The organism is Orbus hercynius (assembly GCF_003634275.1).
Classification (GTDB): domain Bacteria; phylum Pseudomonadota; class Gammaproteobacteria; order Enterobacterales; family Orbaceae; genus Orbus; species Orbus hercynius.
In genome coordinates, this window is sequence record NZ_RBWY01000002.1 from 242,579 (window position 1) to 260,515 (window position 17,937).

The 17,937-nt window shown below is 40.1% G+C and carries 15 protein-coding genes, 1 other RNA gene and 1 pseudogene; 8 read left to right on the top strand and 9 right to left on the bottom strand.

Annotated features, from left to right (window positions below; genetic code table 11):
• The first annotated feature begins 15 nt into the window (after nt 1-15).
• The gene (gpsA, locus tag DES39_RS06655; RefSeq protein WP_121145009.1) at nt 16-1,050 is read left to right on the top strand and encodes an NAD(P)H-dependent glycerol-3-phosphate dehydrogenase; all 1,035 of its coding nucleotides are present in this window, start codon (nt 16-18) and stop codon (nt 1,048-1,050) included.
• Between the two features lie 55 nt (nt 1,051-1,105).
• A complete protein-coding gene (gene cysE / locus DES39_RS06660) occupies nt 1,106-1,882 on the top strand; it encodes a serine O-acetyltransferase (protein WP_121145010.1) in 777 nt (258 codons plus the stop codon).
• Nucleotides 1,883-1,943: 61 nt separating this feature from the next.
• Here the strand turns inward: cysE and DES39_RS06665 are convergent, their stop codons facing one another.
• The 7 genes from DES39_RS06665 to accB form a co-directional block, all read right to left on the bottom strand.
• Entirely contained in the window at nt 1,944-2,768 is an 825-nt protein-coding gene (locus DES39_RS06665; RefSeq protein ID WP_121145011.1) for a mechanosensitive ion channel domain-containing protein, read from the bottom strand.
• Between the two features lie 106 nt (nt 2,769-2,874).
• Nucleotides 2,875-3,462, bottom strand: coding sequence for a nucleoid occlusion factor SlmA (gene slmA / locus DES39_RS06670; protein WP_245959575.1), 588 nt, complete (start codon nt 3,460-3,462; stop codon nt 2,875-2,877).
• A 2-nt stretch (nt 3,463-3,464) separates the two neighbouring features.
• Entirely contained in the window at nt 3,465-3,923 is a 459-nt protein-coding gene (dut, locus tag DES39_RS06675; protein WP_121145013.1) for a dUTP diphosphatase, read from the bottom strand.
• A complete protein-coding gene (gene coaBC / locus DES39_RS06680) occupies nt 3,907-5,133 on the bottom strand; it encodes a bifunctional phosphopantothenoylcysteine decarboxylase/phosphopantothenate--cysteine ligase CoaBC (RefSeq protein WP_121145014.1) in 1,227 nt (408 codons plus the stop codon). Before coaBC ends, dut begins: the two co-directional genes overlap by 17 nt.
• 124 nt (nt 5,134-5,257) lie before the next feature.
• Nucleotides 5,258-6,922 carry a DNA repair protein RecN gene (gene recN, locus DES39_RS06685; RefSeq protein ID WP_121145015.1) on the bottom strand — a complete coding sequence of 555 codons (1,665 nt, stop codon included), beginning with the start codon at nt 6,920-6,922 and terminating at the stop codon, nt 5,258-5,260.
• 225 nt (nt 6,923-7,147) lie between these two features.
• Nucleotides 7,148-8,494: an acetyl-CoA carboxylase biotin carboxylase subunit gene (accC, locus tag DES39_RS06690; RefSeq protein WP_121145016.1), complete on the bottom strand. Its 1,347-nt coding sequence runs from the start codon at nt 8,492-8,494 to the stop codon at nt 7,148-7,150.
• Nucleotides 8,495-8,557: 63 nt separating this feature from the next.
• Nucleotides 8,558-9,025 (bottom strand): acetyl-CoA carboxylase biotin carboxyl carrier protein, encoded by a 468-nt coding sequence (gene accB, locus DES39_RS06695; protein WP_121145017.1) that lies wholly within the window; start codon nt 9,023-9,025, stop codon nt 8,558-8,560.
• 414 nt (nt 9,026-9,439) lie between these two features.
• On the opposite strand from accB, the gene DES39_RS06700 reads away from it, so the two are divergent.
• The 6 genes and pseudogenes from DES39_RS06700 to DES39_RS11125 form a co-directional block, all read left to right on the top strand.
• Nucleotides 9,440-10,483, top strand: a complete 1,044-nt coding sequence (locus DES39_RS06700; RefSeq protein ID WP_121145188.1) for a rod shape-determining protein — start codon at nt 9,440-9,442, stop codon at nt 10,481-10,483.
• A gap of 57 nt (nt 10,484-10,540) precedes the next feature.
• Nucleotides 10,541-11,428, top strand: a complete 888-nt coding sequence (gene mreC / locus DES39_RS06705; RefSeq protein WP_121145018.1) for a rod shape-determining protein MreC — start codon at nt 10,541-10,543, stop codon at nt 11,426-11,428.
• Nucleotides 11,421-11,909 carry a rod shape-determining protein MreD gene (gene mreD, locus DES39_RS06710; protein WP_121145019.1) on the top strand — a complete coding sequence of 163 codons (489 nt, stop codon included), beginning with the start codon at nt 11,421-11,423 and terminating at the stop codon, nt 11,907-11,909. The genes mreC and mreD overlap by 8 nt, the downstream gene beginning before the upstream one ends.
• A gap of 11 nt (nt 11,910-11,920) precedes the next feature.
• Nucleotides 11,921-13,390: a ribonuclease G gene (gene rng, locus DES39_RS06715; RefSeq protein ID WP_121145020.1), complete on the top strand. Its 1,470-nt coding sequence runs from the start codon at nt 11,921-11,923 to the stop codon at nt 13,388-13,390.
• Between the two features lie 49 nt (nt 13,391-13,439).
• Nucleotides 13,440-14,897 (top strand): metalloprotease TldD, encoded by a 1,458-nt coding sequence (tldD, locus tag DES39_RS06720; protein WP_121145021.1) that lies wholly within the window; start codon nt 13,440-13,442, stop codon nt 14,895-14,897.
• Nucleotides 14,898-14,927: 30 nt separating this feature from the next.
• Nucleotides 14,928-15,581, top strand: a pseudogene (locus DES39_RS11125) (DedA family protein); the annotation flags it as partial.
• Between the two features lie 35 nt (nt 15,582-15,616).
• Here DES39_RS11125 and rnpB read toward each other — a convergent pair.
• An RNA gene (gene rnpB, locus DES39_RS06730) (RNase P RNA component class A) lies at nt 15,617-15,997 on the bottom strand.
• A gap of 122 nt (nt 15,998-16,119) precedes the next feature.
• Complete coding sequence (gene dauA / locus DES39_RS06735; RefSeq protein ID WP_121145022.1) at nt 16,120-17,799, bottom strand: C4-dicarboxylic acid transporter DauA; 1,680 nt, start codon at nt 17,797-17,799, stop codon at nt 16,120-16,122.
• Between the last annotated feature and the right edge of the window lie 138 nt (nt 17,800-17,937).

A 17,937-nucleotide genomic window follows, 5' to 3' on the forward strand; every position in this document is an offset into this window, starting at 1 on the left:
TTTTAGCAGGTGAATATGGATCTTCAAACGCATTCTACAATCACCGTCATTGGTGCAGGTTCTTATGGCACGGCGCTGGCTATTTTGCTTGCTCGTAATGGTCATCAGACCATTTTATGGGGGCATGATGCTAATGAAATGAATGCGCTTGATCAAGATCGGCAAAACCGTAAATTTTTACCTGATATTTCATTCCCTAACAACCTTTTGATCGAAAAAACACTATCAACAGCAGTGATGGCATCACATATTTTATTAATTGTTGTGCCGAGTCATGCTTTTGGTGACGTATTAGCTAAAATTAAACCCTTTTTACAACCCGAATCGAAAATTGTTTGGGCGACCAAGGGGCTTGAAATGAATTCGGGACGTTTGCTACAAGAAGTGGCTAAAGATATTTTGGGAACGCAGATTCCTCTTGCCGTGATTTCAGGCCCCACTTTTGCAAAAGAAGTGGCGCAAGGCTTACCAACGGCTGTGACTGTTGCTTCAACCAACGATGCATTTCTTACTGAGTTACAAATATTGTTCCATTGCGGTAAGAGTTTTCGAGTATATAGCAGCAAAGATTTCGTCGGCGTGCAGCTCGGTGGCGCTGTAAAAAACGTGATCGCAATTGGTGCTGGGTTATCTGATGGTTTGGGATTTGGGGCGAATGCTCGCACCGCCTTGATTACGCGAGGACTAGCTGAAATGATGCGTTTAGGTGCGGCGCTAGGTGCAGACCCAGTTACATTTATGGGTATGGCCGGCCTTGGTGATCTGGTGCTAACTTGTACCGATAATCAGTCGCGAAATCGCCGTTTCGGGATTTTGCTTGGTCAGAACAAAACGATAGATGAAGCAAAAACTGCCATTGGTCAGGTAGTTGAAGGCTGTCAAAATACCAAAGAAGTTTGGTTACTTGCACAACAGCATCATGTTGATATGCCGATTACTGAGCAAATCTACCAAATTCTTTATTGTAATAAAGATCCAAAAGAAGCAGCCAAAGCTTTGCTTGGGCGTACGCAAAAAGAAGAATTGAAAAGTCACGATACGAAAAAATAGCATATTGTTATACGCCAGATAACAGAGGTATTGGTTTGTGGATAAGGTAAAAAAAATGGTTATGCCTGACGCACTTTGGCAAACGATTCGTGAAGAAGCTCAGCAGTTAGTCGAGAGCGAACCAATGCTAGCTAGTTACTTCCATGCCACATTACTCAATCATGATAATATTGGTAGCGCAATTAGCTATATCTTGGCCAATAAGCTAGCTAATGATGTGATGCCTGCGATTGATATTCGCGAGGTGATTAGGCAAGCTTATCTGGCTGAACCCTCGATTTTACACGCAAGTGTTACTGATATAATTGCCGTGTATCTGCGTGATCCAGCCACCAATTATTATTCAACCCCGTTACTTTATTATAAAGGCTTTTTAGCGTTACAAGCTTATCGCATTGCTCACTGGCTGTGGCATCAAAATCGACGAGCGTTAGCGATATTTTTGCAAAGCCAAATTGCCATCGTATTTGGTGTTGATATTCATCCTGCTGCTAAGATCGGCTGTGGCGTGATGTTTGATCACGCTACAGGCATTGTTATTGGTGAAACGGTTGTTATTGAAAACGATGTCTCGATTTTACAATCTGTCACACTAGGCGGAACTGGCAAAGAGAATGGCGATCGTCATCCGAAGATACGTGAAGGTGTGATGATTGGTGCTAATGCGACAATTTTGGGTAATATTGAAATAGGGCGAGGGGCTAAAATTGGTGCAGGCTCTGTGGTTTTAAGTCCCGTACCGGCTCATACTACCGTGGCAGGTGTTCCCGCTAAAGAAGTTGGTTGTCCTGATTGTGATAAGCCGGCCTTAAATATGGACCAAGATATTTAGAATAGATCGTTTAGGCACCTATTGTATGAGTGCCTTTAAGATGTCTGCTGTATTGATTGTGCTATGACTTTTTAATATTGACATCCATTGTTGGGTAGGGAATGTTAATCTGACTGCTATCAAGATCCACTTTAATATTTTCAAGTAGTACGGTTCTTACCGATGAGTAATCTTCATTGGTTGCCCAAACATATACCACGAAATTGATTGATGAGCCACCAAGTTCGTTAAAACGTATTGTTATACCAAGATCTTTTAGAATTTTTGGTGTTTTCTCGACTGAATTTTGCAATATGCTGTAGACTTGTTTAATATCTGCGCTATAGTCGACGCCAATATTGAGATCAATTCTGCGGTTAGGTTGGCGGGTATAGTTAATGATATTGGTGCCAAGTACTTGGCTATTTGGTATCGTAACAGTTTCACCTGTTGGGGTGATAATCGTTGTTGAAAATATTTGGATGGCATCTACCGTACCTTGAATACTGCTGATGACGACCAACTCGCCAACTTTAAACGGTCGGAAAAGTATCAGCAACACGCCTGCTGCAAAATTAGATAGCGAGCCTTGTAATGCTAAGCCAATTGCTAAACCTGCCGCACCAATAATTGCAACAATTGAAGTGGTTTGAACACCTAATTGTCCAAGAACCGCAACTACTGTAAAGCCCATAATGGTGTAGCGAGCGGAGGAAGAGGTAAATTTTACAATAGTGGTTTCAACATCTCTGTTTAACAGAATTTTACGGAGTTGTTTACTTACAAAAGATGCGATAAACCGGCCGAGTAAAAAGATTAGTATTGCAAATCCAATATGGAAGAGATATTCCAGCACGACACTGTCGTATTTTTCAATAAATTGAGCCAGTTTTTCAAAAACATTCATTGCAAATCACCTTATACCTGTTACAGATAAAATTGGCTACGAGACTGACAATTTAACTGCATTTGCGTATTTCGTAGCATAATTGTGTAAAATCTAATATTGCTAACTAAACTAACTGTTTTTCGATTAATGACCAGCGCGATTCAAAGTCAGAAGTGGGTGAATACTTGAAACCTGAACGGACATAGCGTGCTATCATTCCTTCACAAAAAGCGAGTATTTGGCTTGCTAGAATTCGTTCATCTGTCATGTATGCAATGCCAGCTCGTAATTTTCTTTCACGTAATACCTGTTTTATTTGTGTTTCAATGCGCTCAAAAAGTTGACTAACTCTATCTTGCAGTACTTCTGGCTCAAACATTAACGCATGGCTAGTCATAATGCGCGTTAAGCCAGGGTTTTTTTCCGCAAAGCCAAGAATGAGGGCGGTGATTAAACGCAGCCGCATTTCGGTATCTTTTTCATCTTGTAAAATAAGATTAATCCGCGAAAGTAAATTATCTTCAATAAAGATAATAAGGCTTTCAAACATCTTGGTTTTACTGGCAAAGTGCCGATATAGCGCCGCTTCAGAAACACCAACTGTTGCCGCTAGCTTTGCCGTTGTAATGCGCTGTGAGCCTTCATTTGATTCAAGCATTGTAGCTAATGCTTGTAAAATATCTTCTTTGCGATTTCTTCGTTTCGTTGTCACGGTTATTTTTTACCTGAATGACCAAAGCCGCCTTCACCACGAGATGACTCATCAAATTTATCAACAATATTAAATTCAGCTTGAATAACCGGCACAATAATTAGTTGTGCAATACGATCACCGGGTTCTATTGTGAATGGGATCTGGCTGCGATTCCATACGGGAACAAATAGTTGCCCCTGGTAATCTGAATCAATAAGGCCCACTAAGTTACCGAGTACAATACCATTTTTTGAGCCTAATCCAGATCGAGGTAGAACAAGGGCCGCTAAGTTAGGATCAGCAATAAACATGGCAAGGCCAGTTGGTGTTAAAACAGTTTCACCCGGTTTGATTTCTGTTTTTGTATCAAACATCGCACGTAAATCAATACCTGCTGATCCTTCAGTTGCATAAGTAGGTAGCGGAAACTCGTTACCAAGTCGTGTGTCTAAGATTTTGATATCAATTGTCTTTTTCATTATTATACTCGTTGTAGTGTTTAATGATTTCAGTGACTAGCTGAGTGGCTAGCTGATTTTTATTCGTTAATGGTAATGCTAATTTGCCTGACTGCCAATAGAGGGTTAGGGCATTATTGTCAGCATTAAAACCTTGTTCTTTCGATGAGACATCATTGGCACAGATCATATCCAAATTTTTGCTCACCAGTTTTTTTAATGCGTAGGCTTCGATATTGTTTGTTTCAGCGGCAAACCCAACCACAAAAGGTCGATGTTGCTGCATAGCTGCGATATCGGCAACAATATCTGAATTTTTAACTAGCGTCAGAGTTAATTCATCACTATCCGACTGCTTTTTCATTTTTTCAGGCGCAATCACTTTGGCACGGTAATCGGCAACTGCGGCACAGGCGATAAAGATATTAGCGTTTTGTGCATATTGTAAGGCTGTTTGGTGCATCTGTGCCGCGCTAGTGACTGACTCTCGCTGCACGCCTTCTGGCGTTGTAAGGTTAACTGGACCACTGATTAAGGTGACATTTGCGCCGAGTTTTGCCGCTGCTTGTGCAATTGCAAATCCCATTTTACCTGAGCTATGATTAGTAATATAACGCACTGGATCGAGTGCTTCTTGCGTTGGGCCTGCTGTAATGACAATATTAAGATGAGCCAGTTCAGGTTTTATAGCAAAATATTTAGCGACATATTGTGCCAGCATATGCGGTTCAAGCATTCTACCTGGCCCAATATCGCCACAAGCTTGTTCACCTTGATCGGGTCCCCATATCTGCACACCGCGGTTTTTCAGGCGCTCAAGATTATGCTGAGTAGCCTGTGCTTGATACATTTGTTGATTCATCGCTGGCGCAATCGCAATTGGTGCGGTTGTTGCCAGACACAGTGTTGTTAATAGATCATCGGCAATGCCATGAGCCAGTTTAGCAATGATGTTTGCCGTACTGGGCGCAATGAGTATTAAATCAGCCCATTTTGCTAATTCAATGTGCCCCATCGATAATTCAGCTGATGAATCGAAAAGATCGTAAGAGACTTTATGGCCAGATACAGCTTGTAATGATAATTCGGACACAAAATGCTTAGCTGAATCGGTCATTACGACATGGACTTGTGCACCCATTTTCTTGAGCTGGCGGACTAATTCCGGGCATTTATAGGCTGCGATGCCACCTGAGATGCCAACTAAGATATGTTTATTGGTTAAATTCATGGTTGTCTACTTGTCTTGTATCATGAAAGATTGCGATATTTTAACATGAATTATATTCTATATTAACCAAATACTGTCTTAAATCGGCATCATATCAAGGCATTACTTTCGGTTTTCGCCAATACTACTTCGTAATTAATAGTTCTTTTGCATTCGCTAAGGTATTTTCGGTAATGGTGTCTCCGCCTAATAATCTGGCTAACTCTTGTAACCGGCTTGGTTTATCTAATTGATTGATTGTCGTTTGCGTATTTTTGCCATCAGTTTGCTTGGCAACAAAGTAGTGATGATGGGCATTACCAGCAACTTGAGGTAAGTGAGTCACGGTAATGACTTGGGTGGACTCACCGAGTTTTCGCAGTAAATTACCGACTTTAGCGGCAGTTGGCCCACTGATACCCACGTCAATTTCATCAAAAATGAGTGCTGGTGTTTCCATTTTTTGTGCCGTAAGCACTTGAATCGTCAACGCAATACGCGAGAGTTCCCCACCAGAGGCAACTTTACTAATTGGTTGTAGGGGTTGCCCTGGATTGGTGGTAACTAAAAAGGTAATATGATCGATACCCGTTTCGGTTATTTTATTTTGATCTGCGACAATATCGATACTAAACTGCCCGTGTGGCATCGAAAGTGCCTGAATATTTTGGCTAATTTTTTCTGATAAAGCCGCGGCGATTTTGATACGTTTCGCATGCAGCTTTTGTGCGTAAGCGAGCGCAACTTGATAGTATTGTTCAATATCTTTTTTTAGTTGCTCGCCCATTTCATCTTGGTTTGATAATTGTTTAAATTCATCGAGCAGCTGTTGATGAAATTCTGGTAGTTTATCAGGTTGGATATGGTGTTTACGGGCTAATGAAATTTGTTTGGATAGCCGCTGCTCAAGCTGCATGACGCGAGAGGGATCAATCTCTAGTGTGTCGACATAGCGGTGCAGTTCATAGCTTGCTTCTTTGAGTTGGATGGTCGCATCCGCTAACATGGTTGGTACATCAGCGAGCTGTGCATCTAAATGTGCAAGTTCATGCGCTGTGTGAGTTGCACTGTTGAGTTGATTTAAAATATTGAATTCTTGATTTTCTTCTAATAAGTTAATGAGTTGATTGCTAAATTTAATCAGTTGTTCGCTGTTAGATAACCGTTTGTATTCGTCATCAATTTGTTGATACTCACCTTCAGAAGGTGAGAATTCATTGAGCTCTTTTAGCTGATATTGCAATAATTGAATATGTGATTCTCGTTCTTGTTGAGACTTTTGGTATTGTTGATATTGCTCTTTTGCCGATTTCCATTGTTTATAAGCGACTTTCATGGCTGATAGCAAGGTATTTTCTGCCATATATTGATCGAGTAAAAGGTGTTGATACTCTGGATGTAAAAGCTGTTGATGTTCATGTTGACCATGAATCTGAATGAGCATTTGCCCTAATTCTTTTAACTGTGCGATCGGCACAGCTCGTCCATTGATAAATGCTTTTGAGCGGCCATCTTGATTCATAACACGTCTTAAAATACACTCATTATGATCATTTAATTGATTATCGGTGAGCCAGGTTAGGGCGCTTGGCGTATCATCAAGTAGAAAATGAGCCGAAATATCCAGCCTTTCACTACCATGTTTAATTAAGGATGCTTCGGCTCTGGCACCTAAGCATAGCCCGAGTGCATCAATGGCAATTGATTTTCCTGCGCCAGTTTCCCCTGTGATGGCGGTCATGCCTTGATTAAAGTCAACGAGTAAGTTATCAACAATTGCAAAGTTATTAACAGTAAGTTGTGTCAGCATATTAGAATAGTAATTTTAGTGGCATAGGTTAGTATTGTATCATTATATTACTGTAAATAAATACAGTTATTTTATATTAATATTATAGATGGGTATGATTATGACGTTTGATATCATGAGAGATAAATCTTAATCTATATTTAAATTGTGGTGTGTAGGCCGTTATTTTAATTTCACACATAAAAAAATAGAGGGTTACCCCTCTATATATGTTATTTGAATCGATTACTCGTAAATACCCAATTTCTTTTCCAAATAATGGATATTTGTGCCGCCTTTTTCAAAGTTTTCATCATTCATGATGTTAACGTGTAAATCAATATTTGTTTTGATACCATCAATCACAAGTTCAGCGAGTGCATTTTTCATTCTAGCAATCGCAATGCTACGCGTTTCGCCGTAAGTGATAAGTTTACCTATCATTGAATCATAATGTGGTGGAACTGTATATCCGGCATAAATATGTGATTCCCAGCGAATACCAAATCCCCCAGGAGCATGGAATCGAGTAATTTTTCCTGGCGATGGCATAAAGGTTTTAGCATCTTCAGCATTGATTCGACATTCAATAGCATGACCTTTAATGTGAATATCATTTTGTGTAATGCTTAATGGCTGTCCTGATGCAATACTAATTTGTTCCTTAATCAAATCAACTCCAGTAATCATTTCAGTAACTGGATGCTCAACTTGGATACGGGTATTCATTTCAATAAAATAGAATTCGCCGTTTTCGAATAGGAATTCAAATGTACCTGCGCCACGATAGCCTATTTCAATACATGCTTTCGCGCAACGTTCACCGATAAATTTGCGCATTTCAGGTGTAACGCCAATCGCAGGTGCTTCTTCAACAACTTTTTGGTGACGTCTTTGCATTGAGCAATCACGTTCACCTAGATAAACTGCATGACCTTGACCGTCAGCAAGCACTTGAATCTCAATATGGCGTGGATTTTCAAGAAATTTTTCCATGTAGACCATATCATTATTAAATGCGGTTTTGGCTTCCATTTTAGTCATTTTGATCGATTGTTCTAAATCTTTTTCATGACGAACAATTCGCATACCACGACCGCCACCCCCACCCGATGCTTTAATTATGACTGGGTAGCCAATTTTTTTAGCAATTTTTTTGTTTAATTCCATGTCATTGCCAAGTGAACCATCAGATCCTGGAACACAAGGAACACCCGCTTTTTTCATGGCATTAATCGCCGATACTTTATCACCCATTAGGCGAATAGTATCAGCTTTGGGACCAATAAAAATAAATCCAGAACGTTCTACTTGTTCAGCGAAGTCAGCATTTTCAGAAAGAAAACCATAACCTGGATGAATTGCTGATGTACAAGTGACTTCTGCTGCTGCGATTAATGCCGGAATATTTAAGTAACTTTTGGCTGATGGTGCAGGTCCAATACACACGGTTTCGTCAGCAAGTAGAACATGTTTCAAGTCTTTATCTGCTGTTGAATGCACGGCAACGGTTCGGATACCAAGCTCTTTACATGCTCTTAAAATACGTAAAGCTATCTCGCCGCGATTGGCAATTAAAATTTTATCAAGCATACTAACCTCTATGCAGATTTGTGAATAAGGGATTTGTTTGAAAACATTATCAACAAATTAATTTTATTCGATCACAAATAAGGGTTGATCAAATTCAACAGGTTGGCCGTTTTCTACTAAAATCGCTTTAATTACGCCTGCTTTTTCAGATTCGATTTGATTCATCATTTTCATTGCTTCGACAATGCACAATACATCACCAACGTTGATCTTTTGACCCACTTCAACAAAAGATTTTGAGTCAGGGCTTGGGGTACGGTAAAACGTTCCAACCATCGGTGATTTAATGGTTTGGCCACTAACGGCACAATGATCATTATTCGAAGATGCTGAACTTTGAGTTGGTTGTTCGATAGTTGTGTTGACAACGTTAGGGGCCGGCTGTGCTACATGAATATTTTGTACGGGATAAGCTGCTTGAGGTAGCGCTCGACTTATTCTAACTGATTCTTCACCTTCTGAAATTTCTAATTCTGAAATACCAGATTCTTCAACTAATTCAATCAATTTTTTAATTTTACGTATATCCATGAATAACACCGTATTATTGTTCATAAAATGAAATGATAAGCAATGAATGCATCACCATTCGTTCGTTATATTTGTATGTTGACTAAGCTATAATAGCTTAGTTTAACCGAAGTTTGCCGAAATTTTTATTGTTTTTATGACAAATTATATTAGCGGGCAAGGATACACCGTTAAAATTCATTTGTCATTACATATCTCTTACTTAGATGTTTTTTCCGTCAAAAAGTTGCAAATAAATAATCTAAATATTCAGCTTTGTTACGATTTCTAACTAGGCGTTAGTTTATAATTGCGCTACAATAATGTCATGTTAATGTATCAAATTGTCACCGGAACGATAGGATGGATCATCCTGCATTCCCTCCACAAATTGAAATCATGTTTATACTATTAAATGTAGGAAGAGTTTTTATTATGTTCAAAAAAATCCGTGGTCTTTTTTCTAATGATCTGTCTATCGATTTAGGTACTGCAAATACACTTATTTACGTTAAAGGTCAAGGAATTGTACTTAATGAACCGTCTGTTGTTGCGATTCGTCAAGATCGCAGTGGCGCGCCAAAAAGTGTTGCTGCCGTTGGGCATGCTGCCAAATTAATGTTAGGCCGAACACCAGGAAATATTGCTGCTATTAGGCCAATGAAAGACGGTGTTATTGCTGATTTTTCTGTGACAGAAAAAATGTTGCAGCATTTTATTAGACAAGTTCATAGCCACAGCTTTTTAAGACCAAGTCCACGTGTTTTAGTTTGTGTACCTGTCGGCGCGACTCAGGTTGAGCGCCGAGCTATTCGCGAATCAGCTTTAGGTGCAGGTGCAAGGGAAGTTTATTTAATTGAAGAGCCTATGGCCGCAGCAATTGGTGCCGATTTGCCAGTTTCTGAACCAACGGGATCAATGGTTGTCGATATCGGTGGTGGTACTACCGAAGTTGCGGTTATTTCGTTGAATGGTGTCGTTTATTCTGCTTCTGCTAGAATTGGTGGTGATCGTTTTGATGAAGCAATTATTAACTATGTTAGACGTAATTATGGTGCCTTAATTGGTGAAGCAACGGCAGAAAGAATTAAACATACCATTGGTAGTGCATATCCTGGTGATGAAGTACTGGAGATTGAAGTGCGCGGGCGTAATTTAGCCGAAGGTGTGCCACGTAGTTTTACACTAAATTCTAACGAAATTCTTGAGGCATTACAAGAACCATTAAGTGGTATTGTTAGCGCGGTTAAAGTTGCCTTAGAGCAGTGCCCTCCTGAGCTTGCATCTGATATTTCTGAACATGGTATGGTGATGACCGGTGGGGGAGCTTTACTGCGTAATATTGATAAGCTACTTTCTGCTGAAACGGGTATTCATGTTGTTGTTGCTGATGATCCACTTACCAGTGTTGCAAGAGGTGGTGGTAAGGCATTGGATATGGTTGATATGCATGGCGGTGATCTGTTTAGTGAAGATTAGTCAGCATTCAATTATTAAAACCACGTTTTATATTATTGATAAAAGGTGGTTTTTGTTATGAAACGATTATTTACCAAAGGAACGCCGCTCGCACTACAGCTTTTTGTTGCATTAATTTTAGCTGTTGCCATGATTGTTTCTGATGTTAATTACCGATCTTTTGCGATTGCGCGTTTTTATTTAGATACGATCATTTCACCATTATATTATATTTCAAATTCACCACGAGCAACCTTTGATTCTTTATATACTATGTCTAAAACCCGTCAAATATTGCTTGATGAGAATACATATCTAAAAAATGAATTACAGAGTCAGCAAAGTGATTTATTACAGTTGGCTTTTCTAAAAAAAGAGAATAACAAGCTGCGAGAATTGCTCGGCTCACCTTTACAACATGATGAATATAAGCAAGTTGCGCAAGTATTATTGGCCGATTCAGATCCTTATGTGTATCAAATTGTCTTAAACAAGGGTGAAAAAGACGGCGTATTTGTAGGCCAACCTGTTGTTGATGAGAAGGGTATTGTTGGACAGATTTATAAGACGGCAGATAATACAAGCCGGGCAATTTTACTTTGTGATAATCAACATGCTATACCCGTGCAAGTGTTAAGAAATGACATGGCAATGGTTGCGGTCGGTAATGGTTGTAGTAATGATTTGTTATTAGATTTTTTACCGAATAATGTGGATGTACAAGTCGGTGATGTGCTTGTCACCTCCGGTCTTGATGGGCGTTTCCCCGAAGGGTATCCTGTCGCTATTGTTAGTTCGGTTAAGCTCGATTTACATGATTCGACACCGGTGATTTCAGCAACGCCTACCGCGGATCTAAAACGTTTGCGTTATCTATTATTGTTATGGAACGAACAGAACAAAAAGGATAAACCGCAGACAACCGAGATACCGGCTGTGGTACAAGAGGCGCCAACTCATGAATAAATTTTCACATAACTATTGGATGATTTGGGTAACATTATTTATTGGGTTATTATTACAAATTATGCCATGGACATCGTCGTTTTATATGTTAAAACCACATTGGTTAATGTTAATTACAATGTATTGGGTATTAGCACTTCCTCATCGAGTTGGCATTTGGACGGCATTTTTAGTGGGGATTATTTTGGACCTTTTTTCCGGAACGGTATTAGGCGTGCATGCATTTATCTTTGCACTTATTGCCTATTTAATACTTTTCCGTTTTCAATTGGTTAGAAATCTTGCTTTATGGCAACAATCTTTTATTATTTTTGGATTATCTTGTTGTTATGATTTGATGTTATTTATATTTGAAATTTTGATATATCAAATGATTACGATATCACCTCTAATTTTCTTATCAGCGTTTATTGATGCCGTCATATGGACATGGTTATTTTTATTATTACGACAAATTAGGCGTGCTTTTGCAATAGATTAAACGAGGATATTATGTCTGTAGAGTTGTTGATGAATGTGACTCCATCGGAAACACGAGTTGCGTATATTGAAGACGGGATTTTACAAGAAATCCATGTTGATAGAGAGTCTAGGCGAGGGATTGTCGGAAATATTTATAAAGGTAAAATTATTCGTATTTTACCCGGTATGCAGGCGGCATTTGTTGATATTGGTCTTGAAAAAGCCGCATTTTTGCATGCATCTGATATCATGCCTTATACTGAATGTGTATCTGATAAAGAGCAGTTCCAAGTTAAAGATATTTCTGAGCTTGTTCGTCAAGGACAAGATCTTATGGTACAAGTCGTCAAAGATCCAATTGGCACAAAAGGTGCAAGGCTGACCACTGATATCACTTTACCATCACGTTACTTAGTCTTTATGCCTGGCTTAAATTCAGCCCATGTTGCCACTTCTCAGCGTATTGAAAGTGAAGAAGAGCGAGCACGATTAAAAGAGATTGTTGAAAAATACATTACCGAGGAAGGCGGCTTTATTGTCAGGACGGCGGCAGAGGGTGCAAACCAGCATGAATTAGAGCAAGATGTTGCATTTTTAAGTCGGTTATGGAAAAAAATTCAGGCTAGAATGTCCCGCCCAGTTAGTAAGAACTTACTCTATGGTGAGCTTGATCTATCACAGCGCATTTTAAGGGATTTTGTCGGTGATCCGATTGAGCGTATATTGGTTGATTCTAAGCAAACCTTTGACTTACTATCTGAGTTTACGCAGGAATTTATGCCAGAAGTCACCAGTAAGCTGGTGCACTATAAAGCTAATAGTCCTATTTTTGATCTACATGATATTGAAAATGAGATTCAGCGTGCTTTAGAGCGTAAAGTTAAACTCAAATCAGGTGGCTATTTAATTATTGATCAAACAGAAGCAATGACCACTATCGATATTAATACGGGTGCATTTGTTGGGCATCGTAACCTTGAAGAAACCATTTTTAATACCAATATAGAAGCAACCATCGCAATTGCAAGGCAGTTAAGATTACGCAATTTAGGTGGTATTGTAATTATTGATTTTATTGATATGCAAGAAGCACACCATCGTGAAAGGGTATTACAATCGTTACAAGAATCGCTGAGCAAAGACCGCGCTAAAACATCAGTCAATCATTTTTCAGCGCTTGGTTTAGTCGAAATGACACGCAAACGCACTCGAGAGAGCATTGAGCATATATTATGTGAAGAGTGCCCCGCTTGTCATGGACGTGGTATGGTTAAATCCGTTGAAACGGTTTGTAATGAAATTCTGCGTGAGATTGTCCGTGTGCATAAAGCTCATCGAAGTGAATATTTCTTGGTGTATGCATCGACCGCGGTGGCAAAAGCGTTAACAGTCGATGAGTCTCATGCCTTAGCTGAAGTCGAATTATTTGTTGGAAAACGCGTCGAAGTGAAACTTGATCCGCTGTACGTTCAAGAACAGTACGATGTGGTATTAATGTAATTGGTTTTCACCAATTAAATCATAATATTTGCTATCTTTTAAGGAATGTATGCTAGTAACTGATGTCAGTGAGCGTTTACTTGCTGAAAATAATTTAAAGCAATGCGATTTAGCTAATCTATTAGATATTTTATCTGCGCGTCGCATTGATTATGGTGATGTGTATTTTTTATCTGGCTATTATGAAAGCTGGACGCTGGATGATAAAATTATTAAAAATGCCTCATTTCACCGAGATCAAGGGGTTGGGATTCGAGCTATCTCTGGTGAAAAGACGGGATTTGCTTATACTGATCATATTACGCTTGCTAAGCTCGAGCAAAGTGCAGTTGCTGCGCAAAGTATCGTAAAACAGAGTCAGCCACTTATGGTTACGCCACTAAAAGCGACCGAACAATTGGCGATTTATGCCAGTGTCAATCCAATTAATAGTTTGCCGCAAGAGACAAAAATACAGCTACTCCAACATATTGACAGCTTAGCTCGTTCACTCGATAGCCATGTTATTGATGTGACCGCGTCGTTATCAGGAAGTTATGAGGATGTGCTCATTGCTGCAACTGATGGCACATTTGCGGCTGATATTCGCCCGTTAGTCCGTTTGTCGGTATCAGTATTAGTCGAGAAAGATGGAGTACGTGAGCGTGGTAGTTGTGGTGGTGGTGGCCGATTTGGTTATGACTATTTCTTTACGATTAATCCGGCAACGGGAGAGAGTCAGGCTGATACTTATACCAAAGAAGCGGTAAGGCTGGCACGACTTGCTCTATCGGCGGTGGCAGCTCCGGCAGGTACTATGCCGGTTGTATTAGGTGCTGGCTGGCCGGCTGTTTTGCTGCATGAAGCAGTTGGTCATGGCTTAGAAGGTGACTTTAATCGCAAAGAGAGCTCGGTTTTTTCTGGTAAGATTGGCGAATTAGTCACATCAGATTTATGTACTATTGTTGATGATGGCACGCTAAAAGATCATCGAGGTTCATTAACGATTGATGATGAGGGCGTTGCTGGTCAGCGTACCGTATTAATTGAAAATGGTATCTTAAAAGGCTATATGTTTGATAAGTTAAACGCCAAATTAATGGGCACAGCATCGACGGGCAATGGACGACGTGAGAACTATGCGTGCTTACCGATGCCAAGAATGACCAATACTTACATGCTTGGAGGTCAATCAACGTTTGATGAAATTATTAGCAGCGTCGATTACGGTTTGTATGCTCCAGGTTTTGCTGGTGGTCAGGTTGATATTACATCGGGTAAATTTGTGTTTTCAACGTCAGAAGCGTATTTGATTGAGAAAGGTAAAATTACCCATCCTGTTAAAGGTGCAACCCTAATTGGTTCGGGGATTGAGGCGATGCAAAATATTTCGATGGTTGGTAATGATATGCGTCTTGATATTGGCGTTGGCGTGTGCGGTAAAGCAGGACAAAGCGTGCCAGTTGGTGTTGGGCAACCAACATTAAAAGTGGATAATCTAACGGTTGGTGGTACTATTAACGGTTAGTAATGTTTTATTTGACGAGATAAAGAATAAATGGACACAATAATTACACTCTATCATGCTTTTTTAGCGATGGATTTGGTTGTTTTACAAGATCCTAAAGTATTATGGACACTTTATGGCATGTTGTTTGTCATTTTGTTATTGGAAAATGGTATTTTACCCGCTGCTTTTTTACCGGGCGATAGTTTGCTATTTTTGACGGGTGTGCTTATCAGCTTAGATATTTTCCATTTTGGGTTGATTAATGTGGTGTTGATTTTTGGCGCTGCCTGTGGAACATGGCTTGGCTACCTACAAGGCCGCTGGCTTGGTAATACTAAAATTATCAAAAATTGGATGGCTCATTTACCCGAAAAATATCATAAAAGGACCGAATTACTGTTTCATAAGTATGGCTTACAAGCGTTATTTATTGGCCGATTTATTCCGTTTGTCCGCACAGCTTTGCCTATTATGGCCGGCCTTTCAGGGTTAAAAAACAATCGTTTTCATCTTTATAATTGGGTCAGTGCAACACTCTGGATTTTCTTGATTGTCACACTCGGTTACTTATTTGGATTATCACCGATATTCAAAGCTTATGAAAAAGAGTTCATGACCTTTTTGATGTTAATACCGGTATTACTCTTAATGCTTGGGCTTATTGCTTCAGTTGGCGTAGTTGTTAAACGTAAGCTGTCAAAAAATCAGTCTAAAGCGGCGGCAACACAAGAGAAAGAAAAAGAAATCAACCGATAAGCCGGGTTCTGTCGAGGACAATCATTCATCTAGGCTAATACTCACGTATTAGCTCAAGCAGTCTACCCGGATTCAACGCGGGCCGCGCCAATGAATCCCTATTTGACCTTGCTCCAAGTGGAGTTTACCGTGCCACAACTGTTACCAGTTGCGCGGTGCGCTCTTACCGCACCCTTTCACCCTTACCTGTGCTGCAAGCAGCCATCGGCGGTATACTCTCTGTTGCACTTGTCGTGAACTTTCGCTCTCGCAAAAGCCCCCCAGGCGTTACCTGGCACTTTGCCCTATGGAGCCCGGACTTTCCTCTCCTCTGTTTGTCTCCTTGCGGACAACAACAAAGCAGCGATTGTCTGGTTGATTTCGCTGACGAGCATACGCTAATAACAGCCAGTTGTAAATGTTTTCGCAACAAATGACCTGTGCAAGCGAGGGACTAATTGGTTTAATGGGTGACTTTTGACCATGCTCTCTGTTTCTTTTTGTATTATTCCTTTGGGATGCTCGCAAGCGCTTCATCTAATGTGGAATAAAAGACCAGTTTATTAGGAATTGGTATAATGTTCGCTCTGGCTAGCGTTTTTAACGGTTGAAATTGCAATTCTGTTATTGCCAGTTCTACATTATCTGGCAGTTCTTCAATAAAATGCGTTAGGGCATTTAACCCTCCTGCATCGAGAATCGGCACGGCATCCCATTGTAAGACGATGTGCTTATACCCGTTAATTCGATGATAAAGCGCTAAAAATATTTTCTCTGCTGCCGCAAAAAACAGTGGCCCATTAATTCTAATGACCAGCATTTTTTCATTACTTTGCGTTAATTCAACCAGTTTAGTCATCTGTGATATTCGGCGCATGAACAGTAATGATGCCAGCACAATACCAAAACTAATAGCAATAACCATATCAAATAATACCGTTAATGACAGACACATCAGCATAATAATCATGTCGTCTTTTGGTGCTCGCTTAAGCATATAAATCACGCGTTGTATTTCGCTCATGTTCCAAGCAACCATTATCAGTAATCCAGCCATTGCTGAGAGGGGTAAAAACGATAAAATAGGCGCAAGGCTGACTAAAGCGAGCAAAACGACTAAAGCATGAAAACAAGAGGCTAACGGCGAGGTGGCACCCGCTTTAACATTTGCTGCCGAGCGAGCGATTGCCGCGGTTGCAGAAATACCGCCAAAAAATGGCACAATCATGTTACCGAGTCCTTGCCCAATGAGCTCACTGTTGGAATTGTGTTTGGTATGGGTCATTTCATCAAGTACAACTGCACAGAGCAGTGATTCAATTGCGCACAACATCGCCATCGTTAACGCAATTGGCATTAAGGCTGTTACTGTTGACCAATGCCACTTAAAATCGGCGAGTTCCCATGGCAGTGCCAACTCAGGTAAAACGTTAGGAATGCCGTATCCGATAGAACCATCAGCTAATTGGTAATGAAATTTTGAGCCAATTGTTGCAACGTTAAAATCAAGTTGTTGTAGAATCATCATGACAATAATGCCAGCGATTAAAGCAGGCAGATGGCCGGGGAATCTCAGGCGCAGTTTGGGCCAGAGAATCAATACGGATAAGGTGCTAATACCGATTAACATATCAGCGATATTGCAAGAGGGAAAAGCATGGATGATTGCTGAGATTTTGCCTGTATAGGTTTCGGGCATCTGTTCGATAGTTAATCCAAAAAAATCTTTAAACTGCATGGTTGCGATAGTGATCGCAATGCCAGAAGTAAATCCTAAAACGACTGGCAATGGGATGTATTCAATGAGACGGCCTAATCGTGCAACGCCCATCAGGACTAAGAAAAAGCCAGATAACAAGGTTGCGATCAATAAGCCTGATAAGCCATATTGTAGTGACATCGGATACAAAACCACCACAAATGCGGCGGTAGGACCTGAGATACTAAATCGAGAGCCACCGGTTAATGCAATGATAAAACCCGCAATAATGGCGGTATATAAACCCTGCTGTGGGGCAACGCCACTGGCAATTGCTAATGCCATCGCTAGTGGAATCGCAATAATGCCAACAGTGATGCCGGCAAGGATATCTTTAAGTAATCGTGTTTTATGATAAGGTTCTTTAAGACAAGACACTCTAAAGGCTGTACCGATCTGTATTTGAGATAAACTATACCACTTCATTTTGTCATTTCACTCTTGGTTTGACCATTATGTAAAAAGAGAATGGCACTGAACATATCAATGGAGATGGTTAAATAAGATACGCCTTTTCCACAAAAATAAAAGGGTTATCCAAATAATTTTTTCCCGTTGATCTGG

What these genes read in the sequence shown, in the direction of transcription:
- gpsA (WP_121145009.1), top strand. Translation starts at nt 16, where the DNA reads ATGGATCTTCAAACGCATTCTACAATCACCGTCATTGGTGCAGGTTCT.
- cysE (WP_121145010.1), top strand. Translation starts at nt 1,106, where the DNA reads ATGGTTATGCCTGACGCACTTTGGCAAACGATTCGTGAAGAAGCTCAG.
- DES39_RS06665 (WP_121145011.1), bottom strand. Translation starts at nt 2,768, where the DNA reads ATGAATGTTTTTGAAAAACTGGCTCAATTTATTGAAAAATACGACAGT.
- dut (WP_121145013.1), bottom strand. Translation starts at nt 3,923, where the DNA reads ATGAAAAAGACAATTGATATCAAAATCTTAGACACACGACTTGGTAAC.
- coaBC (WP_121145014.1), bottom strand. Translation starts at nt 5,133, where the DNA reads ATGAATTTAACCAATAAACATATCTTAGTTGGCATCTCAGGTGGCATC.
- recN (WP_121145015.1), bottom strand. Translation starts at nt 6,922, where the DNA reads ATGCTGACACAACTTACTGTTAATAACTTTGCAATTGTTGATAACTTA.
- accC (WP_121145016.1), bottom strand. Translation starts at nt 8,494, where the DNA reads ATGCTTGATAAAATTTTAATTGCCAATCGCGGCGAGATAGCTTTACGT.
- accB (WP_121145017.1), bottom strand. Translation starts at nt 9,025, where the DNA reads ATGGATATACGTAAAATTAAAAAATTGATTGAATTAGTTGAAGAATCT.
- DES39_RS06700 (WP_121145188.1), top strand. Translation starts at nt 9,440, where the DNA reads ATGTTCAAAAAAATCCGTGGTCTTTTTTCTAATGATCTGTCTATCGAT.
- mreC (WP_121145018.1), top strand. Translation starts at nt 10,541, where the DNA reads ATGAAACGATTATTTACCAAAGGAACGCCGCTCGCACTACAGCTTTTT.
- mreD (WP_121145019.1), top strand. Translation starts at nt 11,421, where the DNA reads ATGAATAAATTTTCACATAACTATTGGATGATTTGGGTAACATTATTT.
- rng (WP_121145020.1), top strand. Translation starts at nt 11,921, where the DNA reads ATGTCTGTAGAGTTGTTGATGAATGTGACTCCATCGGAAACACGAGTT.
- tldD (WP_121145021.1), top strand. Translation starts at nt 13,440, where the DNA reads ATGCTAGTAACTGATGTCAGTGAGCGTTTACTTGCTGAAAATAATTTA.
- dauA (WP_121145022.1), bottom strand. Translation starts at nt 17,799, where the DNA reads ATGAAGTGGTATAGTTTATCTCAAATACAGATCGGTACAGCCTTTAGA.